Here is a 21,484-nt window from a genome sequence, read left to right as displayed (position 1 = left end):
ATAGGGCAGGTAGAGGATCCACCCGCCCCGCCCGCCCCAGGAGGTCGCCGTGAACGACAGCATCAACCCGCCCGAGCAGCCCGACGCGATCTTCGACCGGCTTCGCGCGGCAGACCCGGCGCGCGGCGTCGAACCGGACCTGGCGGCGCTCGACGGCGCGGTCCGGGCCCGGCTCGCCGAGCCGGTCGACGAGCTCGCGGCCGCGCGGTCGCGCCGCGGGTGGGGGACCTGGTGGCCGGTGGCCGCGGTCGCGGCCAGCGCGCTCATGTTCGGCACGGCGGGCTTCGCGATCGGCAACGACGGGGGCGGGAGCGGCGTCGCGACGAACACGGCCGGGGCAGCGATCACGCTCGGCCAGCCGGGCTCGGCTGAGCAGGCGGCTCCGAACGCGGTCGCGGGGTCGGCGGACAGCAAGCTCAGCAGCTCGATGGTGGCGCCCTGGTACGGGGGGCGGACGGTCTTCACGGGCGTGAACCTCCCGCGCGAGACGGGCTCGGCCCAGGCGTGGACGTTCGATCCCGCGCAGGTGTTCACCGCCGAGACCGTCGAACGGGTCGCCCGCGCGCTCGGTCTGGCCGGCACGGCCGCGCTGACCGACGGCGCCTGGACGGTCGGCCCGACCGATGGCACCGGGGCCTCGCTGCAGCTGCAGCCGGACGGCCTCGCGAGTGTGAACTTCTACGACCCGGCGCTCGATCCGTACGCGTGCTCGACAGGAGGCGGCACCCAGAGCGTCGAGCCCGGCTCGACGGGTGCGGCTGGTTCGGCTGGCTCGGCTGGCTCGGGCGACTCAGGCGACTCGGCCGTCGCGCCGGACATCATGCCCGTGCCCGAGCCAACGCAGGCGTGCACGGACGCCGCGATCGGCAACGCGCCGCAAGGCGACGCGGCCGTCGCGAAGGCCCGTGACCTGATCGCGGCGATCGGTCTCGACCCCGGCGCGTTCGAGTACGAGACCTCCGAGTCCGGCACCCCGCAGGCCGCCTACGTCGCGGCCTACCAGGTGCTCGACGGCCAGCGCACGGGGGTGTCCTGGAGCATCGGCCTGGTCGGTGACGGGGTGCAGTCGCTGTACGGGTCGATGGCACCGGTCGTCTCGCTCGGGACCTACGACATCGTGAGCGCGACCGACGCGGTCGCCCGCCTGGCCGACCCGCGCTTCGGCGCCAGCTACGGCGGCCCGATGATGTACGCGGCCGAGAAGGGCGTGGCCGCGGACAGCACGACGTCGACCCTCGGCACGGCCGAGATCGCCCCGGCGCCCGAGCGCACGGTCCCGCCGACCGCCGAGCCCGGCAGCCCGATCTCGTGGCCGGTGACGGAGATCGCCCTGACCTCGTCCCGGCTCGGCCTGACGATGTACACGCAGCCCGACGGTTCGACCGTGCTGCTGCCCGCATACGAGCTGAGCAGCGAAGATGGTCAGATCTGGTCGGCCGTGGCCGTGGTCGAGGCGCAGCTGAACTTCTCGTCGGTCGGGTGAAGCCCGATGAGGTCGCACATTCGGGTGCGGTCCGCGCGCTTCAGGCCCCCCGAAACGCGCTAGCATAAGTGTGACGGCCCGACGTTCCCAGCCCCCTGCGGATGCGTCGGGTCGTCCTTTCTTGTCTCGGTGCCCTGCCGGTGCGCCCCGGGCGGGTCCGGGTGAACTAGCGTCAGAGCATGGGCGCGACGGAGCTGCTGCTGGTTCGGCACGGCGAGAGCCTCAGCAACGTCGCGGCCGATGCCGCCGAGGCGGCGGGGGCTGAGGTGATCGAGCTCGCGATGCGCGACCCGGACGTGCCGCTCACCCCGCGGGGAGTCCGGCAGGCGGAGGCGCTCGGCGACTGGCTCGGTCGGCTCGGGCCGGCTGGGGCCCCGCACAGCATCTGGTGCTCACCCTTCGTGCGGGCGCTGGACACCGCGCAGATCGCGGTCGCGAGCAGCGGGCTCCCGCTGCGGATCGCGATCGATGAGCGGCTGCGCGACCGCGAGCTCGGGATCCTCGACCTGCTCACCACGGCCGGGGTCGAGGCGCGGGCGCCCGAGGAGGCCGCCCGACGGCGGTGGCTCGGGAAGTTCTACCACCGACCTCCTGGGGGCGAGTCCTGGGCCGACCTGGCGCTGCGGGTCCGTGCGCTGCTCGTGGACCTCGACCGGCAGGAGCACGACCGGCGGGTGCTCGTCGTCTGCCACGACGCCGTCATCCTGGTCATCCGCTACATCTGCGAGGGCCTGTCCGAGGCCGACGTGCTCGCCATCAGCGAGTCCGCGGCCGTGCGGAACGCGTCGGTGACCCGGCTGGTCCGCCCGGACGGCGAGGGTCGATGGTCCGTGGACGTGTTCAACCTCGAGTCGCACCTGGGCGAGCACCGCACCGGCGGGCCGGCGACCGGCCCCGTTCCGACGACGGCGCGACGCACCTGGCCCGCTCCCCGGGCGTAGCGTTCTGCCATGCCGGAGCCCCACCAGCCACTGCTGCTGCTCGACACCGCCTCGCTGTACTACCGCGCCTTCTTCGGGATCCCGGACTCGATCCGGTCGCCCGACGGCGTGCCCGTCAACGCCGTGCGCGGGCTGCTCGACATGACGGCCCGGCTGATCGTCGACCGCCGCCCCGGCGGGCTTGTGGCCTGCTGGGACGACGACTGGCGGCCGGCGTTCCGGGTCGCGGCCATCGGGACCTACAAGGACCACCGCCGGGTGCCCGGGACCGACGCCGAGGAGACCCCCGAGGGGTTGATCCCACAGATCCCGGTGATCGTCGAGGTCCTGGCGGCCCTCGGGATCGCGCGCGTCGGCGCCCCCGGGTACGAGGCCGACGACGTGATCGGCACCCTGGTGGCGCGCGAGGCGGCGGGCCAGGAGTCGTCGGGCCAGCCGTCGTTGGGCACGACGGCGATCGGCCGCCGCGTCGAGATCGTCACGGGGGACCGCGACCTGTTCCAGCTCGTGGACGACGACGCGGGGGTGCGCGTGCTGTACACGTCGCGCGGGGTGAGCGACCTGGACGTCGTCGACCAGGGGCGGCTGCGGGAGAAGTACGGGGTGCCGACCGGGCAGGCGTACGCCGACATGGCCGTGCTGCGCGGGGACCCGAGCGACGGGCTGCCCGGCGTGCGAGGCATCGGCGAGAAGACCGCCGTCGCGCTCCTCGGCCGGTACGGCGACCTGGCCGGGGTCCTCGCCGCCCGGGACGCGGGCGACCCCGGGCTCACGGCCACCCAGCGCGCGCGGCTGACGGAGGCCGCCGCCTACCTCGAGGTGGCGCCCGGCGTGGTCCGCGTGGTGCCCGACGCCCCGGTCGGCTCGGTGGACGACGCGATCCCCCTCACGCCGGCCGACCCGGACGCGCTCGTCGCCCTGGCCGAACGCTGGGGGCTCGCGTCGAGCGTGACCCGGATCGTGACCGCGATTTCGGCTGATCGCTGACCGGATCGCGGCGGACCGACCGCCGCGGGACTACGGCTCGAGGAGGAAGAGCGGGATCTCGCGCGGGGTCTTGGTCTGGTAGTCCGCGTAGGGCGGGTAGGCCGCCACCGCGCGCTCCCACCACAGCGCCTTCTCGGCACCCGTGATCTCGCGTGCGGTCAGGTCCTGGCGGACCGGGCCGTCCTGGAGCTCGACCTGCGGGTGGGCGACCACGTTGTAGTACCAGACGGGGTTCTTCGGGGCGCCGCCCAGCGAGGCGACGACGGCGTAGACGCCGTCGTGCTCGACCCGCATGAGCGCGCTCTTACGGAGCTTGCCGGACTTCGCCCCCAGGGTGGTGAGGACGACGACGGGCATGCCGCGCAGCGTCGTGCCCTGCGTGCCGCCCGAGCTCTCGATGAGCTCGACCTGGTCGCGGACCCACTTCTCGGGGCTGGGCACGTACTCACCGGAAAGAGGCATGGGGCCAGTCAACACCCCGCGAGACCCGGCCGGCCCGGGGTGGGGCAGGGCAGGGCAGAATGCTCCCGGTCCGGGCACCTCCGGGCGCGATGCGAGGAGCGCCACGTGATCACGGTCAGCACCGACGGTTCCTGCCTGCGCAACCCGGGCGGCGCGAGCGGCTGGGCGTGGGTGAACCACGACGGGACGTGGTCGTCGGGCGGGATCGCCTCGGGAACCAACCAGCTCGCCGAGCTGATGGCGGTGCGGGACGCGATCGAGTCCCACCCCGGGAGCGAGCACCTGCAGATCGAGTCGGACTCGCAGTACGCGATCAAGTGCGCGTCCGTGTGGGTGCAGGGCTGGAAGCGCAAGGGCTGGCGGACGGCGGGCGGCGCACCCGTGCAGAACCTCGCCGTCGTCCAGGGCATCGAGAAGGCGATCGCCGACCGCGCCGGCCCGGTGGCGTTCACCTGGGTGCGCGGCCACGTCGGCAACGAGTTCAACGAACGCGCCGACGTCCTCGCGGGCCAAGCGGCAAGAGCGGCCCAGCGGGGCGACGCAACCCCACCCCGGAACGAATCCCCCCACGGCGTCCTGTTCTGACGCCGAACTCGGAGGTTTGCGGCGAACTCGGACACTGTGGTGTCCGAGTTCGAACCGAACCTCCGAGTTCGGCGGGGGGTGTTAGTTGGTGATCGCTACCGGGGTGGAGGTTGACGGCAGCCAGTCCGGGGTGGTCGGCGTGAACTGTGCGGTCAGCGAGTGAGTTCCGCCGCCGAGCGGGACGGTGGCGCGGGCCTTGCCGCCGCCGCGGACGGGTGCGGTGGCGATCTGGGTGGCTCCGTCGAAGAACTGGACGGTGCCGTCCGCCTTCGGCGGGTCGACGGTCGCGGTGAGCCGGAAGTTGCCGCGGCCGCCGCCACCGACCGCGAGCTCGACGGTGGTCGCGGTCGGCACCGGGGCGGTGACGTCGACGACCTGGGCGCGGGTCGCGGGCGTCGCGTTGTGCGTGTGCAGCACGAGCAGCTGCGGCGCCGTGGCCCCCGGGGCGAGCGAGCGGTGCACGGTGACCGGGTTGCCGGGCGCGTCGATGAACCACAGCGCGCCGGGGTCTCCGCCGTCGAACCAGTACGCCGGGGCGTACGGGTCGATCGAGAACGGCTCCACCCGGTCGACGGTGCCCGACGGGTCGGGCGCGTAGCCGGAGTAGGTCCACACCGAGAAGGTCGCGGCCACGCCGGGGGCGAAGCCCAGGGCGAGGCTGATCGGGACGACCAGGACGCTGTTGTCGAACACGGTCGTGTCGATGTCGCCGAACAGGCCGTTGACGGCGTTCTCCTCCAGCAGCTCGCCGGTCGAGTACGAGTACGTCTGCGCGGTGGTGACGTCGACCTCGGGGGAGAACTTCTGCACGACCGTCTGCAGGTCGGGCGTCCCGTCGCCGTCGACGTCGGTGTCGATGATGGGGATGACGGCGGTGCCGAGGCTCGCCCACTCGCCCTGGGTCGCGATGCCGATGCCGATCGTGCCGTTCGCCGGGTCAAGGTTCGCGGCCGCGAGCTGCGGCGCGGTGGAGGAGAAGCCGACGGAGCGCACGTCTCCGGCCGCGATGGACGACGGCGACGTCTCGACGCCGGCGTCGGGCAGCTGCGGGCTGGTCGCCGCGAGCTGCATCGGCGCGAACAGCGAGAGCCAGCCGCCCGAGTCCACCCCGCGACCGGCGATGGCGAGCGGTGCGGTGTCGGCGGTCACGCCCGCGAACGCGACGGGGCGAGCGGCGAGGTCGCTGACGAGCTTGGGGGCGGCCGAGACCGGGACCCGCAGCTCGGCGCCGACGTCGGGCGTGAGCACGAGGCGTCCGGAGACCGTCGCGAGGTAGTCGCGCGGGATCACGACGCCGAGGTCGTAGCTGGCCGACGACGTCGGGTCGAGGTCCTTCGCGAGGGTCCTCGGGTTGGCGGTGAGCGTCACGGTGACGCGCTTCGAATCACCGGGGCGGACCCGAATCGAGGCGGGCGACGTCGTGATGGTGGCGCCGCCCGCGGTCGTGGCGCCCGCGAACGACGTCGCGTACCGGACCGTCGCCGAACCGGTGTTCGTCACGGTGACCGACCTGCGCTGCACCACCGTCTTGGCGGCGACCGGCACGACCCCGAACGCGACCGACACCCCGGCGGCGTCGTCGGTGGCGTAGGCGAGGACGGAGCCGGCCACGGCGTCCGCCGCGTCCACCCGGCCCGACCCCACGCGCGCGGGACCATAGACCGGTCCGCTCGGGCCCAGGTCGCGGAACACGTCGTGCGTCGCGGTGTTCATGACCGCGGCCTTGACCTGGACCGGGCTCCACGCCGGGTGGGCGCCACGTACGAGGGCCGCGATGCCGGCCACGTGCGGGGAGGCCATGGAGGTGCCCGAGAGCGTGTGCACGCGGGTGCCGGTGCCCGCGGCGACCGAGGAGATCGCGGTGCCGGGGGCGGCGACGTCGGGCTTCATGATGCCGAGCGAGCCGTGCACGCCGCGCGAGGAGGAGGCATTGAGCGTGTCGCCGACGGTGTCGTCGCGCACGAAGGAGACGCCGGCGAGCGACGGCCCGATGTGCGCGGTGAGGGTCCCGGCGGTGATCTCGGGCAGCAGGGCGGTGGTGGTGGCCGCGGTGAGCTGGGCGCCGGGGATCGACGCGTTCCCGGCGATGCCGGCGGTGAACACCGGGATCGCGGAGCTGAGCAGCACACCCACGGCGCCGGCCGCGGCGGCGTTGTCGAACCGGGTGCCGCTGCCGCACGGGCGCGTGGTGTCGTTGTCGTCCCAGTACAGGTAGGCGATCTTGCCCGCGAGCTCGGCCGCCCGGTCCGCGAGCGAGGCGCAGCCGTTCACGTCGGCGCCGAGGTATGCGACCGGCGCGGTCACGTCGTCGGTCCCGGTGTAGTTCGCCGAGTTCTGGGCCGCGTGGCTGCCGACGAGCGCCGGGTCGGTCGCCGCGGTGACCTCGACGGCGTCGTAGGTCTGGGTGTTGCCGACCGAGTTGGCCACCGTGAGCGCGCTGCGCGCGTTGCCGGGTGCGCCGCCGACGTCGGTGAGGTCGCCCGCGTTGCCGGCCGACATGACCGAGAGCACGCCGAGGTCGGTGAGCCGGTCGACGAACAGGTTCTCGGGGTCGTCCGCCGGGGTGGCGTCCGAGCCGAGGGACAGGTTGAGCACGTCGAGGTGGTCGGAGAAGTCGAGGTCGCCGTTCGGGTCGGCGGCCCACTCGAGCGCGTTGATCACCAGGTCGGTGCTGCCGCCGGCGTCGCCGAACACCTTCAGGCCGTACAGCCCGGCCTCGGGCGCCGACCCGGGGCCCTGCTGCCAGCCGGTGAGATCGGTCAGGTCGGCGTAGTCGCCGCGGAACGTCGTGCCGTCGGCTTGCTGGCCGAACCCGGCCGCGGTGCCCGCGACGTGCGAACCGTGGCCGGAGTTGCCGTTCGTGTAGTACGCGTCGATCGGGTTGGCGTCCGGCGTGGGGGTCATCGTCGCGCCCGGGAGGGTCGAGGCCGGGTCGGCGTCGTAGTGGGCGCCCGCGAAGTCGTACCCGCCGAGGAACTTGGTGGGGTCGAACGTTCCCGCGGGAACGGCGGCGGTGCCGTCGGTGCCGTACGCGGTCGCGTACGCGGCCGTGGTGCCGGGGCCGCCGAAGTCCGCGTGCGTGTAGTCGAGCCCGGTGTCGATGACCCCGATCCGCACGCCGGCGCCGGTCGCGCCGGCGGAGGTCCACGCGTCCAGGGCGCGGGTGAACGCGTCACTGCCCTTGTTGTCAGGGGTCTTCGGCACGATCCGGTAGATCGCCACGACGTCGGGGGACGCCGCCAGGTCACGGATGCGGGCGGCCTCGCCGCTCACCAGGGTGCCCGCGAGGAGGTTCGTCGTCACGGCGATGCGCTGGGGTGCGGTGCCCTGGCGCGAGCGGGCGGCGCTCGAGGCGGGGACGACGGCGTCGGCCAGGGTCTCGATGGTCTGCGCGGCCGCGGCCACCTCGGCGGGGGGCGCGCCAGTCTCGGCGACGTCGAGGGCAGACGGCGCGGCCAGCTGGACGAAGGCGGTCACCGGCCCGTCGGCACCGTCGAGCGACGGCGCCACCTTGTCCGTGGCGGGCAGGGACGCCGCGACCGGGAGACCGGGCGACCCGGGATCGGGGCTCGCCGCGCCGGCGCCGCTGGCGCCGAGGGCCGTGGCGACCACGACGGCGAGGCTGGTCAGGGCTGCGATCACTGGTCGGCGCATCTCGGACTCATTCCGCGAGGTTCTCGGGACTGCTGCGAAGTCGTGCGAAGCGGTCGGAGAACTGCGGGATTCCGATCCAGTCCACCGTGCGGGACGGGCCTTGTGCTCCGCGAGCAACGTAGCGGATCTGGCGCCTTTCTCACTCTTTCGGGTGAACGGGAGAGGCCGGCGAGTCGCTGGTCAGTCGACGGTGACCGCCTGGAGCACCGGCAGGCGCGCGGCGCGGGTCGCCGGCCAGACGGCAGCGAGCACGCCGACCACGACGGCGAGCGCGAGGATCCACCCGAGCGTGGCCCACGGCACGACGAGGTCGGTGAGCCCGACATCCGCGAAGACCGTCGGCATGGCGGCGGCGAGGCAGACCCCGACGGTCACCCCGACGACCGTCCCGAACAGCGCCGTGAGCACCGACTCGATCATCACCGTCCCGGCGAGCTGGAGCCGGCCGAGGCCGACGGCGCGCATGAGCCCGATCTCGCGCGTGCGCTCGATCACCGACAGCGCCAGCGTGTTGACGATCCCGAGGATCGCGATCACGACGGACAGCCCGAGCAGCGCGTAGAGGATCACCAGCACCTGGTCGACCTGCCCGGCGAGCTCGCTCGCGAACTGCTCGTTGTCCAGGACCGAGACCACCACGAACGGCGCCACGGCCCGGGTGAGGTCGGCGCGCAGGGTCGCCGGGTCCGTGCCGGGCGCGGCCTTGACGAACACGAGGTTGACGGCGGCCTGGGCGGCGGGGACCAGCTCGTTGAAGAGGGTGTCCGGCAGCACGATCGGAGCCTGGATCGCGGGCGAGTCGATGATCGCCCCGATGGTGACCGTCCGGGTCGCGCCGGTGGACGTCAGCTCGAGCTCGGACCCGACGTGCCAGCCGGCGTTCTTCGCCGCGCTCTTCTGGGCGGCGACCTCACCGTCCGCGAGGCTGGCCAACGAGCCGTCCGTCGTGGTGATGTCCATCGTCCGCCCGAATGCCCCCGGATCGAGCCCGACGACGACCGTCGGCGGCTCCGGCGCCGCGGTCCCGCCCGCGGTCGTACCCGCAGCCTCGCCCGCTGTCGCGATCAGCACCGAGCCGAGCGTCACCGCGTCGGCCGCTGCGACGTCGGGCAGCGCGCGGACGGCCGTGAGCGCGTCGGCGGGGATCGCGGCCGCAGGCGACCGGAGCACGAAGTCGGCCGTCGAGGTCTCGGCGACGATCGACCGGGTGGACCCCTGCGCGGAGGACGCCAGGACCGACGACGCCCCCACGAGCGCCATCCCGATCATCAGGGCGCCGGCGGTGTTGGCCGTCCGGCGCGGGTTGCGGGTCACGTTGCCGCGCGCGAGCCGGCCGATGGGCTTGAGGGTCACGACGAAGACGGCGGCGAGGCCCCCGAGCGACGAGCGGGCGATCACCGGGGCGAGCACGAGCATGCCGACGAGCACGGCGGCAGCACCCGCGCCGAGCCGGGGACCGCCGTCGGACCCCGGAGCCGCCACGGCCGCCACGACCGCCGCCACGCCGGCCGCGGTCAGCAGGCTCCCGGTCAGGGCTCGCCAGCGCAGCGTGCGTTCGAGCACGACGACGTCGTCGCGCATCGCCTCGACCGGCGGCGTCAGCGCCGCGCGCCGGGCGGGCAGGGCGGCGGCGGCGAGGCTCACGAGCGTGCCGATCGCGAGCGACAGGGCGATCGTCGACGGTTCGAGCGGGATGCGGCCGGACAGGCTCATGCCGAACCGCGAGAGGATCACCCGCAGCGCGGAGACCAGCCCGAAGCCGGCGAGCACGCCCAGCGCCGAGCCGAACAGCCCGACGACGGCCGCCTGGATGAGGATCGAGGCGAAGACCTGCGTCGGGGACGCGCCCAGCGCGCGCAGGAGCGCGAGCTCCCGCATGCGCTGGCGCACCGACATCGCAAACGTGTTCGCGATGATGAACGCCCCGACGAACAGCGAGATCCCGGCGAAGACCAGCAGGAACGTCTCGACGAACCCGAGCGCCGTGTCGATCTGCGCGCGGGCGTCCGCCCGAAGCCGGTCCCCGGTGACGACCTCGGCGCTCGCCCCGGCCGCGGCCGCGACGACGGGCTGCAGCCGGTCGACCAGGGTCTGCGGCGAGACCCCCGGATCGGCGTACACCGTGACCGTCTGCACCAACCCGGTCGGCGCGTACGCGCGCACCGCGGTCGCGGGGTCGAGGAACAGCACGGTGGCGCCCGCCAGCGGCGCGCCGTAGTCGACGGTCCCGACGACGACGACGTCCTGCAGCGAGCCGGCGATCACGGCCTTGGTCGACGCGCCGAGCGTGAGCCCCGACTTCGCCAGGGTCTCGGAGGCGAGGGCGATCTCGGCGGGACCGGTCGGCGCCCGGCCGGCGACGACGTGCACGGCGGGGTCACCGGGGTTCAGCGCCTGCGCGAAGCTCGGTGCCTGCCCCTGCGCCACCGCGAGCCCGTCGGCCCCGACCAGCACGGCCGGACCGTTGACGTCCGCCAGGGCGACGGCGACGCCGCCGACCGCTGAGACGTCGTCGGCCAGCGTCAGCGGGATCGCGTTGCGGGACCCGCCCAGGCCGCCCTGGCCGGTCGGGGAGGTCGAGCCCGCCTCGTCGGCGCCGCGCAGGTAGACGTCCCCCGTGAGCGCGCTGTCGATGATGTCGCTGAACGTCGACGAGAGCATCGACCGCAGCGAGAACGTCCCCGCCACGAAGGCGACCCCGAGCGTGACCGCGAGCACCGAGAGCACGAACTGGACCAGGTGGGCGCGGATGCTGCGGAGCGCGACGCGACGCATCAGGACAGCTCGCGCAGCGCGTCGAGGATCGTGGCCGCCGTGGGGTCGGACAGCTCGCCGACGAGCCGCCCGTCGGCGAGGAACACCACCCGGTGCGCGATCGAGGCGGCGTTCGGGTCGTGGGTCACCATGACGACGCTCTGGCCGAGGTCGTCGACCGAGCGGCGCAGGAAGCCGAGCACCTCGCCGGACGAGCGCGAGTCCAGGTTCCCGGTCGGCTCGTCGGCGAACACGACCGCGGGCCGCGAGACCAGGGCGCGCGCGCAGGCCACCCGCTGCTGCTGGCCGCCGGACAGTTCGCTGGGCCGGTGGTGCAGGCGATCGGCGAGCCCGACGGCGGCCACGACGGCGTCGAAGTGGGCGCGGTCGATCGGCTCGCGGGCGATATCGAGCGGCAGCGTGATGTTCTCGGCCGCGGTCAGGGTCGGCACGAGGTTGTACGACTGGAAGACGAAGCCGAGCCGCGTGCGGCGCAGCCGGGTCAGCTGGCGCTCGTTCATCCGGCCGATCTCCGCGCCGTCGACGACGATGCTGCCCGACGTCGCGCGATCCAGGCCGGCCATGCAGTGCATCAAGGTCGACTTGCCCGAGCCGGACGGGCCCATGATCGCCGTCAGCCGCGCACGGGCGAAGTCGACGTCGATCCCGTCGAGCGCCCGGACCGCCGTCTCGCCCGCGCCGTAGGTCTTGACGAGGCCACGCGCCTGGGCGATGACGGCCGGGGCGGCCGGGTCGGTGCTCATGGGGTCCATCGGTCCGTCCTCGATCGGGTCAGCATCGGATCAGCGCAGCGGGACGAAGAGGTAGGAGCCCTGCGGCGAACGCTCGAGCTCGGTTCCGTGCCGCTGGACGAGCCACAGGGTGGTGCGGATCGGCAGCACCATCCGACCCTCGGGGGTCAGCTGGGCGACGAGCTCCTCCGGCAGGCTCTGGGCGGTCGCGGAGACGAGGATCCGGTCGTAGCCGCCGTCGACGGGTCGCCCGAGCGCCCCGCGGGTCGCCACCTCGAGGCTCGCCCACGGCACCGGCCAGGTCGCGAGGTTGCGGGCGCCCTGCTCCGCGAGCTCGGGCTCGAGCTCGAGCCCGAGCACCGAGCCGGTGGGCCCTACCAGCCGGGCGAGCAGCGCCGTCGTCCAGCCCGAGCCCGCGCCGATGTCGAGCGCACGCGCGCCGATCGGGACCTGGAGCAGGCGCAGCATCGCTGCGACGGTCGAGGGCTGGGAGTTCGTCTGGCCGTGACCGATCGGCAACGGTCGGTCCTCGCCGGCCCGTGCGCGCTGCTCGGGGGGCAGGAACGCGCGCCGGTCCAGCTCGGCCATGGCGGCCGCGACATCGTCGTCCCGGTCGGTTTCTGCCCGGTCGGCTGTCCGGTCAGGGTCGGTCATCGTCCACCTCCGCAGGGAGGGAAGGGTGGTCCTGCCAGCCTAGGCGTCGGGGCCGGGCAGCGTCGGGCTGGGGCTGGGAGTGGGCACGTTCGCGAGCCGGCGCTTGGGGCCCGGGCGCCCCGGTGCGCGCCGCTCCTCGATCCCGTCGAGCGTGGCTGCGCGCCAGACGGCACCGCCGTTGAGCCGACCGTCCGGAGCGGGGAGCCACGGCACCTTGCGCGAGAGCCAGACGCGGATGGTGGCGTGCTCGACGCCGAGCCGATCGGCCAGTCGGCCGATGTCGTACAGGTCGTCCAGGCCGCGCTGAGGAGCTGTCGGGGTGGTCGGCGTCGGCTCCATGGGACAAACCCTAGGGCCGTCGCGTTACGCCTGCGTGACGGAACAGGGCCCCCCAGGTCACGGTTTGATCACGGAGTCTGTTATTCTGTAGCGCGTGAGTGACAGAATGCCGGAAACGCGGTGCTCGTCGCGTGGCCGGCATCGTGCTGAGCCCGCTGCGGCTAGCCCCCGCCTCCCCCGCCTCCCCCGCCGAATCCGCCCGGGCACGACCGCCCAGGGCGTTCTTGTGCTTGGGCTCGTCGTGGCGCTCGGCGGGTACACCGCCGCGGAGTCGGCGACCCAGAGTCGGTCTGCCGCCGTCGAGCAGTCCACCGCCACCAGCGCCGCCCAGAGCCGGCTGAAGACTGCCGGCGAGCGGGCCCGCGCCGTGGCGACCGCCCAGAGCGCGGTGGCCGATGCGAATGCCGTGCAGACCGTCGCTGCCGCTTCCGTGAGCGAGACCGACCGCGCGGCGCTCGCCGATGCGGTCGACCGCCTCAACACGCTCATCGCTGCCCTGGCAGACAACGCGGCGTCCCCGGCCGCGGAGGCTGCAGCCCGGGACGGCCGCGCGTCCCGCGGCGCTGAACGATCGGCCGTGCCGGATCCGGCCGCGACCGACGCCGCCGCCACGCCCGACCCTGCCGCGACTGACTCTGCGGCGACCGACTCTGCGGCGACCGACTCTGCGGCGCCCGACCCGACGGCCACGCCGGACCCGTCGGCCACGCCTGAACCGTCGGCAACGGATTCCGCCGCGACGGCCACCGCCGCTCCGACGACCGGCTCACGGGACCTGTTCCGGGCTCCCCTCGACGACGCCGTGCCCGACGACGAGCTGGCCGCCGGGATGATGGCGTCCGCCGCCCGGGTCGCCGACCTGACTGCCCGGCTCAAGGCCACCGCGGACACGAACGTGGCCGCCGCTGCAGAGAAAGCCGCGACGGCTGTCGAGGCCGAGCGGGTCGCCGCCCTCGCGGCGAAGGAGGCGGCCCAGCGCGAGTCGCTGGCCGCCTACGCCAACGGTCGCGTGCCGGCCGATGCGCTGTGCGCGCTCGGGTTCGCCTCCGGCCAGCAGCTGCGCTGCGACGCCGTCGAAGCGCTCGCGGCGCTGAACGCGAGCTACCACCAGACCTTCGGGAGCGATCTGGTGGTGACGGACTCCTACCGGTCGTACGGGGCCCAGGTCGCGTGCTCGCGCACGAAGGGCGGCCTGTGCGCGAAGCCGGGGACCTCGAACCACGGTCGCGGCGTCGCGGTCGACCTCGGCGGTGGCATGGAGCTGTTCGGGAGCTCGCAGCACGAGTGGATGGCTCGCCACGCGGGAGAGTTCGGCTGGGTCCTGCCGGCCTGGGCGGGCATCTCCGGGAGCAAGCGCGAGCCCTGGCACTGGGAGTTCACGGGCTGAGCGCGGCCGAGCGGGTCCCCGCTCGACGGCTTACGGTGGGCCGCGGACGCCGCTCGGCGTCCGCCCCACGAGCTCAAGGAGCGTCATGCCGACTCGCATCGCACGGACCGCCTGGACCGGCACCCTCATGGAGGGCTCCGGTCAGGTCGAGCTGACCAGCTCCGGCGTCGGCACGTTCGACGTGTCGTTCCCCCGCCGGACGGCCGACAAGGCCGAGGGCATCACCAGCCCGGAGGAGCTCATCGCCGCCGCGCACTCGTCCTGCTACTCGATGCAGCTCTCGGCGATCATCGCCGAGGCGGGCGGGGTGCCGATCTCGCTCCAGGTCACGGACGAGGTCACCCTCGTGCCCGATCCCGCGGGCGGCCTGCGCATCTCGGCGATCGCGGTCACGGTGCGCGGCGAGGTCGAGGGTCTCGACGCGGTCGGCTTCGCGACCGCCGCGGAGAAGGCCAAGCAGACCTGCCCGGTGAGCAAGGCCCTGACCGGCACCGTCATCACGCTCGACGCCGCGCTCGACTGACTAGCTGCGCTCGACTGACATAGCGCTCGACTGACATAGCGCTCGACCGACGCCGCGTTCGGTCAGGGGGTGCTGGTGAGGCTGCGGACCACGCGGGCGGACGACGTCGGCAGCTCGGGCACCAGCACCGTGAGGCTCGCGAGCAGCAGGTCGACGACCTCCTCGCGGCTGACCTCGGCGCCGCTGACCCAGCCGGCCGCGATCTCCTCGACCAGGGCGATCCAGCCGCGCGCCAGCAGCACGAGCCGCGGGTTGGCCGGCTGACCGGTCCCTACCGCGATCGACACCATCCGGTCGACGATCTCGAGCCGCGCGCCCTCGAGCAGCTCGCGCGCGCCGTCGTCCCCCGCGAGGGCGCCGCGCCAGACCTCGAGCCAGAGCTCGCGGCGCGAGAGCACGTGGTCGAGGAACGCGACGAGCACGACCGCGGGCCGTTCGACCGGCTCGAGCTCCGGGGGAGGGGTCGTCGCTGCGAGCAGGTCGGCGACCTCGCCCTCGAGCACCGCGAGCCGCAGGCCCCGCACCGAACCGAAGTAGTGGAACACCAGCGCCTTCGACGTCCCGGCGGTGCGCCCGAGGTGGTCGGCGGTGACGGCGTCGAGACCCTCGGTCCGCGCGATGGCGGACGCCTGCGCGAGCAGCGCCCTGCGCCGGTCGGCGGGCTCCTGACGACGTGACACCGTAAACCTCCCCCAACTGTTGACCTCGAGTCAATATACTCGTACCGTCGCTGTTGTCCGCAGGTCAACAAGGGCCAGGGTCACCCCGGCAGTGAGCCGCACGTGCGGCGCAGAGGTGAGGAGCCCCGTGTGGAGATCGACCTGGACCAGGTGGCAGTCGAGGGGCGTCACGGCCCGATGCTCACCCCGACGTCGCTGACCCTGCGGTCGGGCGAACGCATGCTCGTGGTCGGCGAGCCGGGTCACGGCCACACCGCCCTCGCGCTCGCGGCGACCGGCCGGCTGCGCGCGTCGTCGGGCACGGTGGCGCTCGACGGTTCCTCGACGGCGGTGCTGCGGGTCGAGCGGGCCCTGCGCGCGGCGACCGCCGTCGTCGACGTCCCCGGCATCTCCGAGCCCTACGAGGCGCTCCCGCTGCGCACCCTGGTCGGCGAGGAGCTCAGCTTCGCCGGCCGGCGCAGCTACCCGAAGGACGTCACGGCCTGGCTCGCGCAGCACGGCCTGCTCGCCGACGCCGGCCGGCGGGTCGAGCGGCTGCCGGCCCTGGTCCGCACCACCGTGCTGGCCGAGCTGGCCGCGACGCGCCCCGGGGTCGGCGTGCTGGTGCTCGTGCTGCCCGACCGGCACGGCGGGCACCCCCGTGAGTGGTGGGCGCTCGCGGGCACGCTCGCCCGGCGCGGGCTCGGGGTGCTGGTGCAGTGCACCCCGGCGGCGGCCGGCCTGCTCGGGGTCGAACCGCTCGCCCCTGGCCCCGACCCGGCGCACGAGCCGCTGCGCGTCACGCTGCACGAGACGATGCGTGCCGTCGCGACGGAGATGGCCGACGACCTGCCCGACGACCTCCCGGTGACCGCATGAGCGCCCTCTCGCTCGGCTGGTCCGAGCTGCGCCGCCTGACCGCCGGCCGCCTCCCGAAGATCGCCGTGCTCGCGCTCGCGCTCATCCCGACGCTGTACGGCGGGCTCTACCTGTACGCCAACGCGGACCCCTACGCGCACCTCGACGAGGTCCCCGCGGCCATCGTCATGGCCGACGCCGGCGCGCAGCAGGCCGGCGCGCCCGTGAACTTCGGCCGCGAGGTCGCCGACAGCCTGGCGGCCACCGGCGGCTTCGGCTGGGTCGAGACCAGCGCGTCCGCCGCCCAGGACGGCGTGCGCACCGGGAAGTACGACGCGGCGCTCCTCATCGGCGCCGACTTCTCCGCCGACCTCGTCTCGGCCGCGAACCTCGAGCCCCGACCGGCGTCCCTCACGCTCGTGACGAACGATGCGAACAACTACCTCGCGCGGACCATCGCCAACCAGATCATCGAGCGCGTGCGCGCCACCATCGCGACGCAGGTCGGTACCGAGGCGGCTCGCTCGTTCCTCGACGGCTTCGTCGCGATCCACCTCAGCGTCGGTGACGCGGTGGACGGCGCGACCCAGGTCGACGACGGCGCCGCGCTGCTGTCCACCGGGGCGGGCACCCTGCACGACGGCGCGGGCACGCTCGCCGCCGGTGCCACGACCCTCGCGACCGGGACCGGCACGCTCGCGACCGGCGCGACCACGCTCGCCGACGGGCTCGCCCAGCTGCGGACGAGTTCGGCGGCGCTGCCGGCGCAGGCCACCGCGCTGTCCGCCGGCGCGACCCAGGTCGCAGGCGGTGCCCGCGCGGCGGCGGACGCGGGCGCCGCCGCCGCCGCCCGCGCGACGGCCGCGGCCGGCAACCTCGACCTCACCCGGGCCCAGATCGCCGCCGACCTCGTCGCCATCGGGCTGGACGGCGCCGAGCAGCAGCAGATCCTCGGGCAGCTGGACGCGCTGCGCGCCCCGATCCAGGACGCCGTCGGCCAGGTAACCGGCGCCGCGACCCAGCTCGACACGCTCGCGACGGGCGCGCAGCAGGTGGCCGACGGCGCCGCGGCCCTCGCCACCGCGGCGCCCACGCTGACGACCGCCGTCGGGCAGGCCGCCGACGGGGCGAGCGCCGTGGCGGATGGTGCGACGCAGGCCGCCGCGGGTGCAGGAGCGGTGTCGACCGGCGCGACCGGGCTCGACGCGGGGGCCGGGACGCTGGCCGACGGCGCGGCGACGCTCGCGGGCGGCGCGGCGAGCCTGCGCAGCGGCCTGACCGACGGGCTGGCGCAGATCCCGAACCCGGATGCCGCCACGGTCGCGGGCACCGCCGCGACGCTCGGCGACCCGGTCCAGGTGCAGACCACCGCGCTGTCCAAGGCCGGATCGTACGGGGCCGGGCTCGCACCGTTCTTCCTGAGCCTGTCGGCCTGGATCGGGGCGTACGTGCTGTTCCTGCTGGTCATGCCGCTGTCGCAGCGCGCACTGGCCGCCGGGCGGTCCGCGCTGCGCACGGCGGTCGGCGGGTGGCTGACGCCGGCCGCGATCGGCGTCGTGCAGATGGGCGCGATGTTCGGGGTGGTGAAGATCGCGCTCGGGATCGAGCCCGAGCACCCCTGGCTGACGGCCCTGTTCCTCGTGCTCATCTCCGTGACGTTCGTGGCGATCCTGCAGGCGTTGAACGTCTGGCTCGGCGCGGCCGGGCAGTTCCTCGGGCTGGTGCTCATGCTCACGCAGCTGGTCACCGCCGGCGGCACGTTCCCGTGGCAGACCATCCCCGAGCCGCTGCTCTCGCTGCACCGGTTCCTGCCCATGAGCTACGCGGTCCAGGGGTTGCGGCAGGTGCTCTACGGCGGCAACCTCGCGATCGCGGTGCGCGACGCGGCGGTGCTCGCAGCCTTCCTCGTGGTCGCGCTGGCGGCCACGACCTGGGCGGCCCGCGGGCGGCGGGTGTGGACCGCGATCCGGCTGCAGCCCGAGCTCGTGCTGTAGCCGGAGGTGCCGGCCGGTGTCCGCAGGGTCGTCGGGGGGCGACGCTCGCGGCCTCCCGGTGGGAGACTGCGCGGGTGTCGATCCTGACCCGCACCCCGCCCCCGGCGGCAGCGGCGAACCCCGAGCTGGTCCATGCCCTGCGCGTCGCCGTGCGCGGCGCCGTCGACGAATCGACCCGGCGTCGGGCGGAGTACTCGACGGACGCGTCGAACTATCGCGTGGTGCCCCAGGTCGTGGTGTTCCCCCTGGACACCGACGACGTCGTCGCGGCGCTCGACGTCGCTCGCGCCGCGGGGGTGGCGATCACCGCGCGCGGCGGTGGGACCTCCGTGGCCGGCAACGCCGTCGGGCCCGGGGTCGTGCTCGACCTGTCGCGGCACCTGACCCGGATCGGCGCGATCGACCCCGAGGCCCGGACCGCGATCGTCGAGCCGGGCGTGATCCTGGCCGACCTGCAGCGCGCGGCTGCCCCGCACGGGCTACGGTTCGGCCCCGACCCCTCGACCCAGGCGCGCGCCACCCTCGGCGGCATGATCGGCAACAACGCGTGCGGCCCGCGCGCGGTCGCGTACGGCCGCACGGCCGACAACGTGCTCGGGCTCGACGTCGTGGACGGCTCCGGCCGCCGGTTCGCCGCAGCCACCGGGCTCGACGTCGTGCCGGGGCTGGGCGGGCTGGTCACGGCCAACCTCGAGACGATCCGGACCGAGCTGGGCCGGTTCGGCCGCCAGGTGTCCGGCTACTCGCTCGAGCACCTGCTGCCCGAGCGCGGCGCCGACCTCGCCAAGGCGCTCGTCGGCACCGAGGGCACCGTCGCGACGATCCTCGGCGCCACCGTCCGGTTGGTCCCGGTGCCCGCGACGCCGGTGCTGGTCGTGCTCGGCTACCCGAACATGCCCGCGGCGGCCGACGTCGTCCCGGCCCTGCTCGCGCACCGGCCGCTGGCCATCGAGGGCATGGACGCGCGCCTGGTCGACGTCGTGCGCCGCGTGCGCGGGGCGGGCGCCGTGCCCGACCTGCCGGACGGCGGCGGGTGGCTCATGGTCGAGGTCGGCGGGGACTCGCTCGACGAGGCCCTCGCCCGCGCGACGGCGCTCGTGGCCGACGCCGGCACGCGTGCGGCCCGCATCTTCCCGCCCGGTCCCGAGGCCACCGCGATGTGGCGCATCCGGGAGGACGGTGCCGGGCTCGGCGGCCGGACGCCCGCGGGCGAGCAGGCCTGGCCGGGGTTCGAGGACTCGGCCGTGCCACCCGAACGGCTCGGCGCGTACCTGCGCGAGCTCGAGACCCTCATGGCGGGCCACGGCGTGGACGGCCTCGCGTACGGGCACTTCGGCGACGGCTGCGTGCACCTGCGGCTCAACATCCCGCTCGCCGACCAGGCCACGGCCGGTCGCAACCTGCGTGCCTTCATGTTCGACGCCGGCCGGCTCGTCGCCGCGCACGGCGGGTCGATGTCCGGCGAGCACGGGGACGGCCGGGCGCGCAGCGAGCTGCTGCCGCTGATGTACTCGAGCGCCGCGATCGACCTGTTCGCCGGGTTCAAGCACCTGCTGGACCCGGCCGACGTGCTCAATCCGGGCGTCGTGGTGCGACCCCGGCCGCTCGACGCCGACCTGCGCCGGCCCGCCGCGCGGCCGCTGCTCGCGGGCACGGGCTTCTCGTTCGCGCACGACGGCGGCGACCTCACCACCGCCGTGCACCGCTGCACCGGGGTCGGCAAGTGCCGCGCCGACAACACCGCCGCGGGCGGGTTCATGTGCCCGTCCTACCTGGCCACGCGGGACGAGAAGGACTCGACCCGCGGGCGGGCTCGGGTGCTGCAGGAGATGGCGAACGGCACGTTGATCACCGGTCCGGGGTCGCCCGAGGTGCGCGCGTCGCTCGACCTGTGCCTGAGCTGCAAGGCGTGCTCGAGCGACTGCCCCGCGGGCGTCGACATGGCGCAGTACAAGTCGGAGGTGCTGCACCGGACCTACCGCCATCGGCTGCGGCCGATGAACCACTACGCGCTCGGGTGGCTGCCGCGGTGGGCGCGCCTGGCGGGGCTCGCGCCCGGGGTGGTCAACGCGGTCCTCGGCGTGCCCGTGCTGGCGCGGCTCGTGCTGCGCGCCGGCGGGATGGACGCCCGTCGGCAGATCCCGCGGTTCGCGGCGGTGCCGTTCCGGACCTGGTGGCGGCGCGGGGGCTCCGCGGCCGCGGTCAGCGGCCCGGTGGCAACAGCAACGGCGACGGCCCGACCCCAGGTCGTGCTCTGGGTCGACTCGTTCAGCGATGCGCTCGACCCGGTCGTGCCCCAGGCGGCCCTGCGCGTGCTGCGCGCCGCGGGCTACGACGTGATCGTGCCCGACGAGCAGGCCTGCTGCGGCCTGACCTGGATCAGCACCGGCCAGCTCGACGGCGCCCGGCGCAAGCTCACCCACCTGCTCGGGGTGCTCGGGCCGTACGCGGTCAACGGGATCCCGATCGTCGGCCTCGAACCGTCGTGCACCGCTGTCTTGCGCTCGGACCTGCTGGACCTGGTCCCGGACGACCCGCGTGCGGTCGCCGTCGCGCGCGCCACCCGCACGCTCGCGGAGCTCCTCACCGCTCCCGCTCCGATCGGGCCCGACGCCGCGGCGGGCTGGTCCGTGCCGGACCTGTCCGACGTGACCGCCGTCGTGCAGCCGCACTGCCACCAGCATGCGGTGATGGGCTTCGACGCGGACCGCACGCTGCTCGAGCGCGCGGGCGCAACGATCACGACGCTCGCGGGCTGCTGCGGGCTCGCGGGGAACTTCGGCATGGAGCAGGGGCACTACGAGGTGTCCGTGGCGGTCGCCGAGAACGCGCTGCTCCCGGCCCTGCGCGCGGCCGCGCCAGGCGATGTGTTCCTCGCGGACGGCTTCTCGTGCCGGACTCAGGCGGAACAGCTCGCCGGCGTCCGCGGCCGCTCCCTCGCGGAGCTCCTCGCGTCCCGCCTGCCGTAGCGCGCCTGTCGATCAGCGCGCGAGTTCGCTGGTGTGGGTCGAGTTCGCCGGTCTGGATCGGCGAACTCGGCGCCGATCGGCGAACTCGTGCGCCGGCGGTGGGAGGATCACCCCATGCTGATCGCCTTTTCTGTTGCACCCCTCGGGAGTGGAGACTCCGTGACCGCGGCCGTCGCCGATGCCGTGCGCATCGTGCGCGAGTCCGGCCTGCCGAACCACACCGACTCGATGTTCACGACGCTCGAGGGGGAGTGGGACGAGTGCATGGACGTGGTGCGCCGCGCCACGGAGGCCGTCGGGCGGCACGGGCACCGCGTCAGCCTCGTGCTCAAAGCTGACATCCGGCCCGGCCACACCGGGGAGCTCACCGGCAAGGTCGAACGGCTCGAGCGACGGCTCGCGGGCTCCTGACGGCGGTCGGCGTTCACCCGAAAGGTGGACGTCTGCGGCCCCACCGGCGAACTGCGCGCTGGGGGCCTCGCC

17 protein-coding genes are annotated in these 21,484 nt (G+C 74.4%); 10 read left to right on the top strand and 7 right to left on the bottom strand.

Translation table 11 applies throughout. The features are described 5' to 3' along the window. Positions 1-49: 49 nt before the first annotated feature. The 3 genes from VTA80_RS07150 (at position 50) to VTA80_RS07140 (ending at position 3,411) form a co-directional block, all read left to right on the top strand. Positions 50-1,483 carry a hypothetical protein gene (locus tag VTA80_RS07150; protein ID WP_407344706.1) on the top strand — a complete coding sequence of 478 codons (1,434 nt, stop codon included), beginning with the start codon at positions 50-52 and terminating at the stop codon, positions 1,481-1,483. A gap of 179 nt (positions 1,484-1,662) precedes the next feature. Next, complete coding sequence (locus tag VTA80_RS07145) at positions 1,663-2,424, top strand: histidine phosphatase family protein (protein WP_407344705.1); 762 nt, start codon at positions 1,663-1,665, stop codon at positions 2,422-2,424. 9 nt (positions 2,425-2,433) lie between these two features. Continuing rightward, positions 2,434-3,411 carry a 5'-3' exonuclease H3TH domain-containing protein gene (locus VTA80_RS07140; protein WP_407344704.1) on the top strand — a complete coding sequence of 326 codons (978 nt, stop codon included), beginning with the start codon at positions 2,434-2,436 and terminating at the stop codon, positions 3,409-3,411. Between the two features lie 30 nt (positions 3,412-3,441). Here the strand turns inward: VTA80_RS07140 and VTA80_RS07135 are convergent, their stop codons facing one another. Next, positions 3,442-3,873: a nitroreductase family deazaflavin-dependent oxidoreductase gene (locus VTA80_RS07135; RefSeq protein WP_407344703.1), complete on the bottom strand. Its 432-nt coding sequence runs from the start codon at positions 3,871-3,873 to the stop codon at positions 3,442-3,444. 105 nt (positions 3,874-3,978) lie between these two features. On the opposite strand from VTA80_RS07135, the gene VTA80_RS07130 reads away from it, so the two are divergent. Further along, positions 3,979-4,458, top strand: a complete 480-nt coding sequence (locus VTA80_RS07130; RefSeq protein ID WP_407344702.1) for a ribonuclease H — start codon at positions 3,979-3,981, stop codon at positions 4,456-4,458. An 81-nt stretch (positions 4,459-4,539) separates the two neighbouring features. On the opposite strand, the gene VTA80_RS07125 is transcribed toward VTA80_RS07130, so the two are convergent. From VTA80_RS07125 to VTA80_RS07105, 5 genes are all read right to left on the bottom strand, one after another. Next, positions 4,540-8,112, bottom strand: a complete 3,573-nt coding sequence (locus VTA80_RS07125; RefSeq protein ID WP_407344701.1) for a S8 family serine peptidase — start codon at positions 8,110-8,112, stop codon at positions 4,540-4,542. A gap of 180 nt (positions 8,113-8,292) precedes the next feature. Then, positions 8,293-10,887, bottom strand: a complete 2,595-nt coding sequence (locus tag VTA80_RS07120) for an ABC transporter permease (protein WP_407344700.1) — start codon at positions 10,885-10,887, stop codon at positions 8,293-8,295. Beyond that, a complete protein-coding gene (locus VTA80_RS07115) occupies positions 10,887-11,639 on the bottom strand; it encodes an ABC transporter ATP-binding protein (protein ID WP_407344699.1) in 753 nt (250 codons plus the stop codon). The genes VTA80_RS07120 and VTA80_RS07115 overlap by 1 nt, the downstream gene beginning before the upstream one ends. Positions 11,640-11,669: 30 nt before the next feature. Further along, the gene (locus tag VTA80_RS07110) at positions 11,670-12,272 is read right to left on the bottom strand and encodes a protein-L-isoaspartate O-methyltransferase family protein (protein ID WP_407344698.1); all 603 of its coding nucleotides are present in this window, start codon (positions 12,270-12,272) and stop codon (positions 11,670-11,672) included. A 39-nt stretch (positions 12,273-12,311) separates the two neighbouring features. Next, complete coding sequence (locus VTA80_RS07105) at positions 12,312-12,611, bottom strand: hypothetical protein (protein WP_407344697.1); 300 nt, start codon at positions 12,609-12,611, stop codon at positions 12,312-12,314. 226 nt (positions 12,612-12,837) lie between these two features. Here VTA80_RS07105 and VTA80_RS07100 point away from each other — a divergent pair, with 226 nt between their 5' ends. Further along, on the top strand, positions 12,838-13,998 hold the full coding sequence (locus VTA80_RS07100) for a M15 family metallopeptidase (protein WP_407344696.1): 1,161 nt from the start codon (positions 12,838-12,840) through the stop codon (positions 13,996-13,998). An 85-nt stretch (positions 13,999-14,083) separates the two neighbouring features. Beyond that, the gene (locus VTA80_RS07095; protein WP_407344695.1) at positions 14,084-14,521 is read left to right on the top strand and encodes an OsmC family peroxiredoxin; all 438 of its coding nucleotides are present in this window, start codon (positions 14,084-14,086) and stop codon (positions 14,519-14,521) included. Positions 14,522-14,583: 62 nt separating this feature from the next. Here VTA80_RS07095 and VTA80_RS07090 read toward each other — a convergent pair whose 3' ends face one another. Beyond that, positions 14,584-15,201 (bottom strand): TetR/AcrR family transcriptional regulator, encoded by a 618-nt coding sequence (locus VTA80_RS07090; protein WP_407344694.1) that lies wholly within the window; start codon positions 15,199-15,201, stop codon positions 14,584-14,586. Between the two features lie 129 nt (positions 15,202-15,330). Between VTA80_RS07090 and VTA80_RS07085 the strand changes: the two genes are divergently transcribed. The 4 genes from VTA80_RS07085 to VTA80_RS07070 all read left to right on the top strand — a co-directional run bounded on the left by VTA80_RS07085 (position 15,331) and on the right by VTA80_RS07070 (position 21,412). Then, positions 15,331-16,059 carry an ATP-binding cassette domain-containing protein gene (locus tag VTA80_RS07085; RefSeq protein WP_407344693.1) on the top strand — a complete coding sequence of 243 codons (729 nt, stop codon included), beginning with the start codon at positions 15,331-15,333 and terminating at the stop codon, positions 16,057-16,059. Further along, positions 16,056-18,032, top strand: coding sequence for a YhgE/Pip domain-containing protein (locus VTA80_RS07080; protein ID WP_407344692.1), 1,977 nt, complete (start codon positions 16,056-16,058; stop codon positions 18,030-18,032). Before VTA80_RS07085 ends, VTA80_RS07080 begins: the two co-directional genes overlap by 4 nt. 74 nt (positions 18,033-18,106) lie before the next feature. Continuing rightward, positions 18,107-21,001 carry an FAD-binding and (Fe-S)-binding domain-containing protein gene (locus VTA80_RS07075; RefSeq protein WP_407344691.1) on the top strand — a complete coding sequence of 965 codons (2,895 nt, stop codon included), beginning with the start codon at positions 18,107-18,109 and terminating at the stop codon, positions 20,999-21,001. Positions 21,002-21,115: 114 nt separating this feature from the next. Continuing rightward, a complete protein-coding gene (locus VTA80_RS07070) occupies positions 21,116-21,412 on the top strand; it encodes an MTH1187 family thiamine-binding protein (protein WP_407344690.1) in 297 nt (98 codons plus the stop codon). Positions 21,413-21,484: the final 72 nt, after the last annotated feature.

This window comes from Pengzhenrongella phosphoraccumulans, from assembly GCF_045689905.1.
Taxonomy (GTDB): Bacteria; Actinomycetota; Actinomycetes; order Actinomycetales; family Cellulomonadaceae; genus Pengzhenrongella; species Pengzhenrongella phosphoraccumulans.
This window is presented reverse-complemented; position numbering and strand designations above follow the sequence as displayed.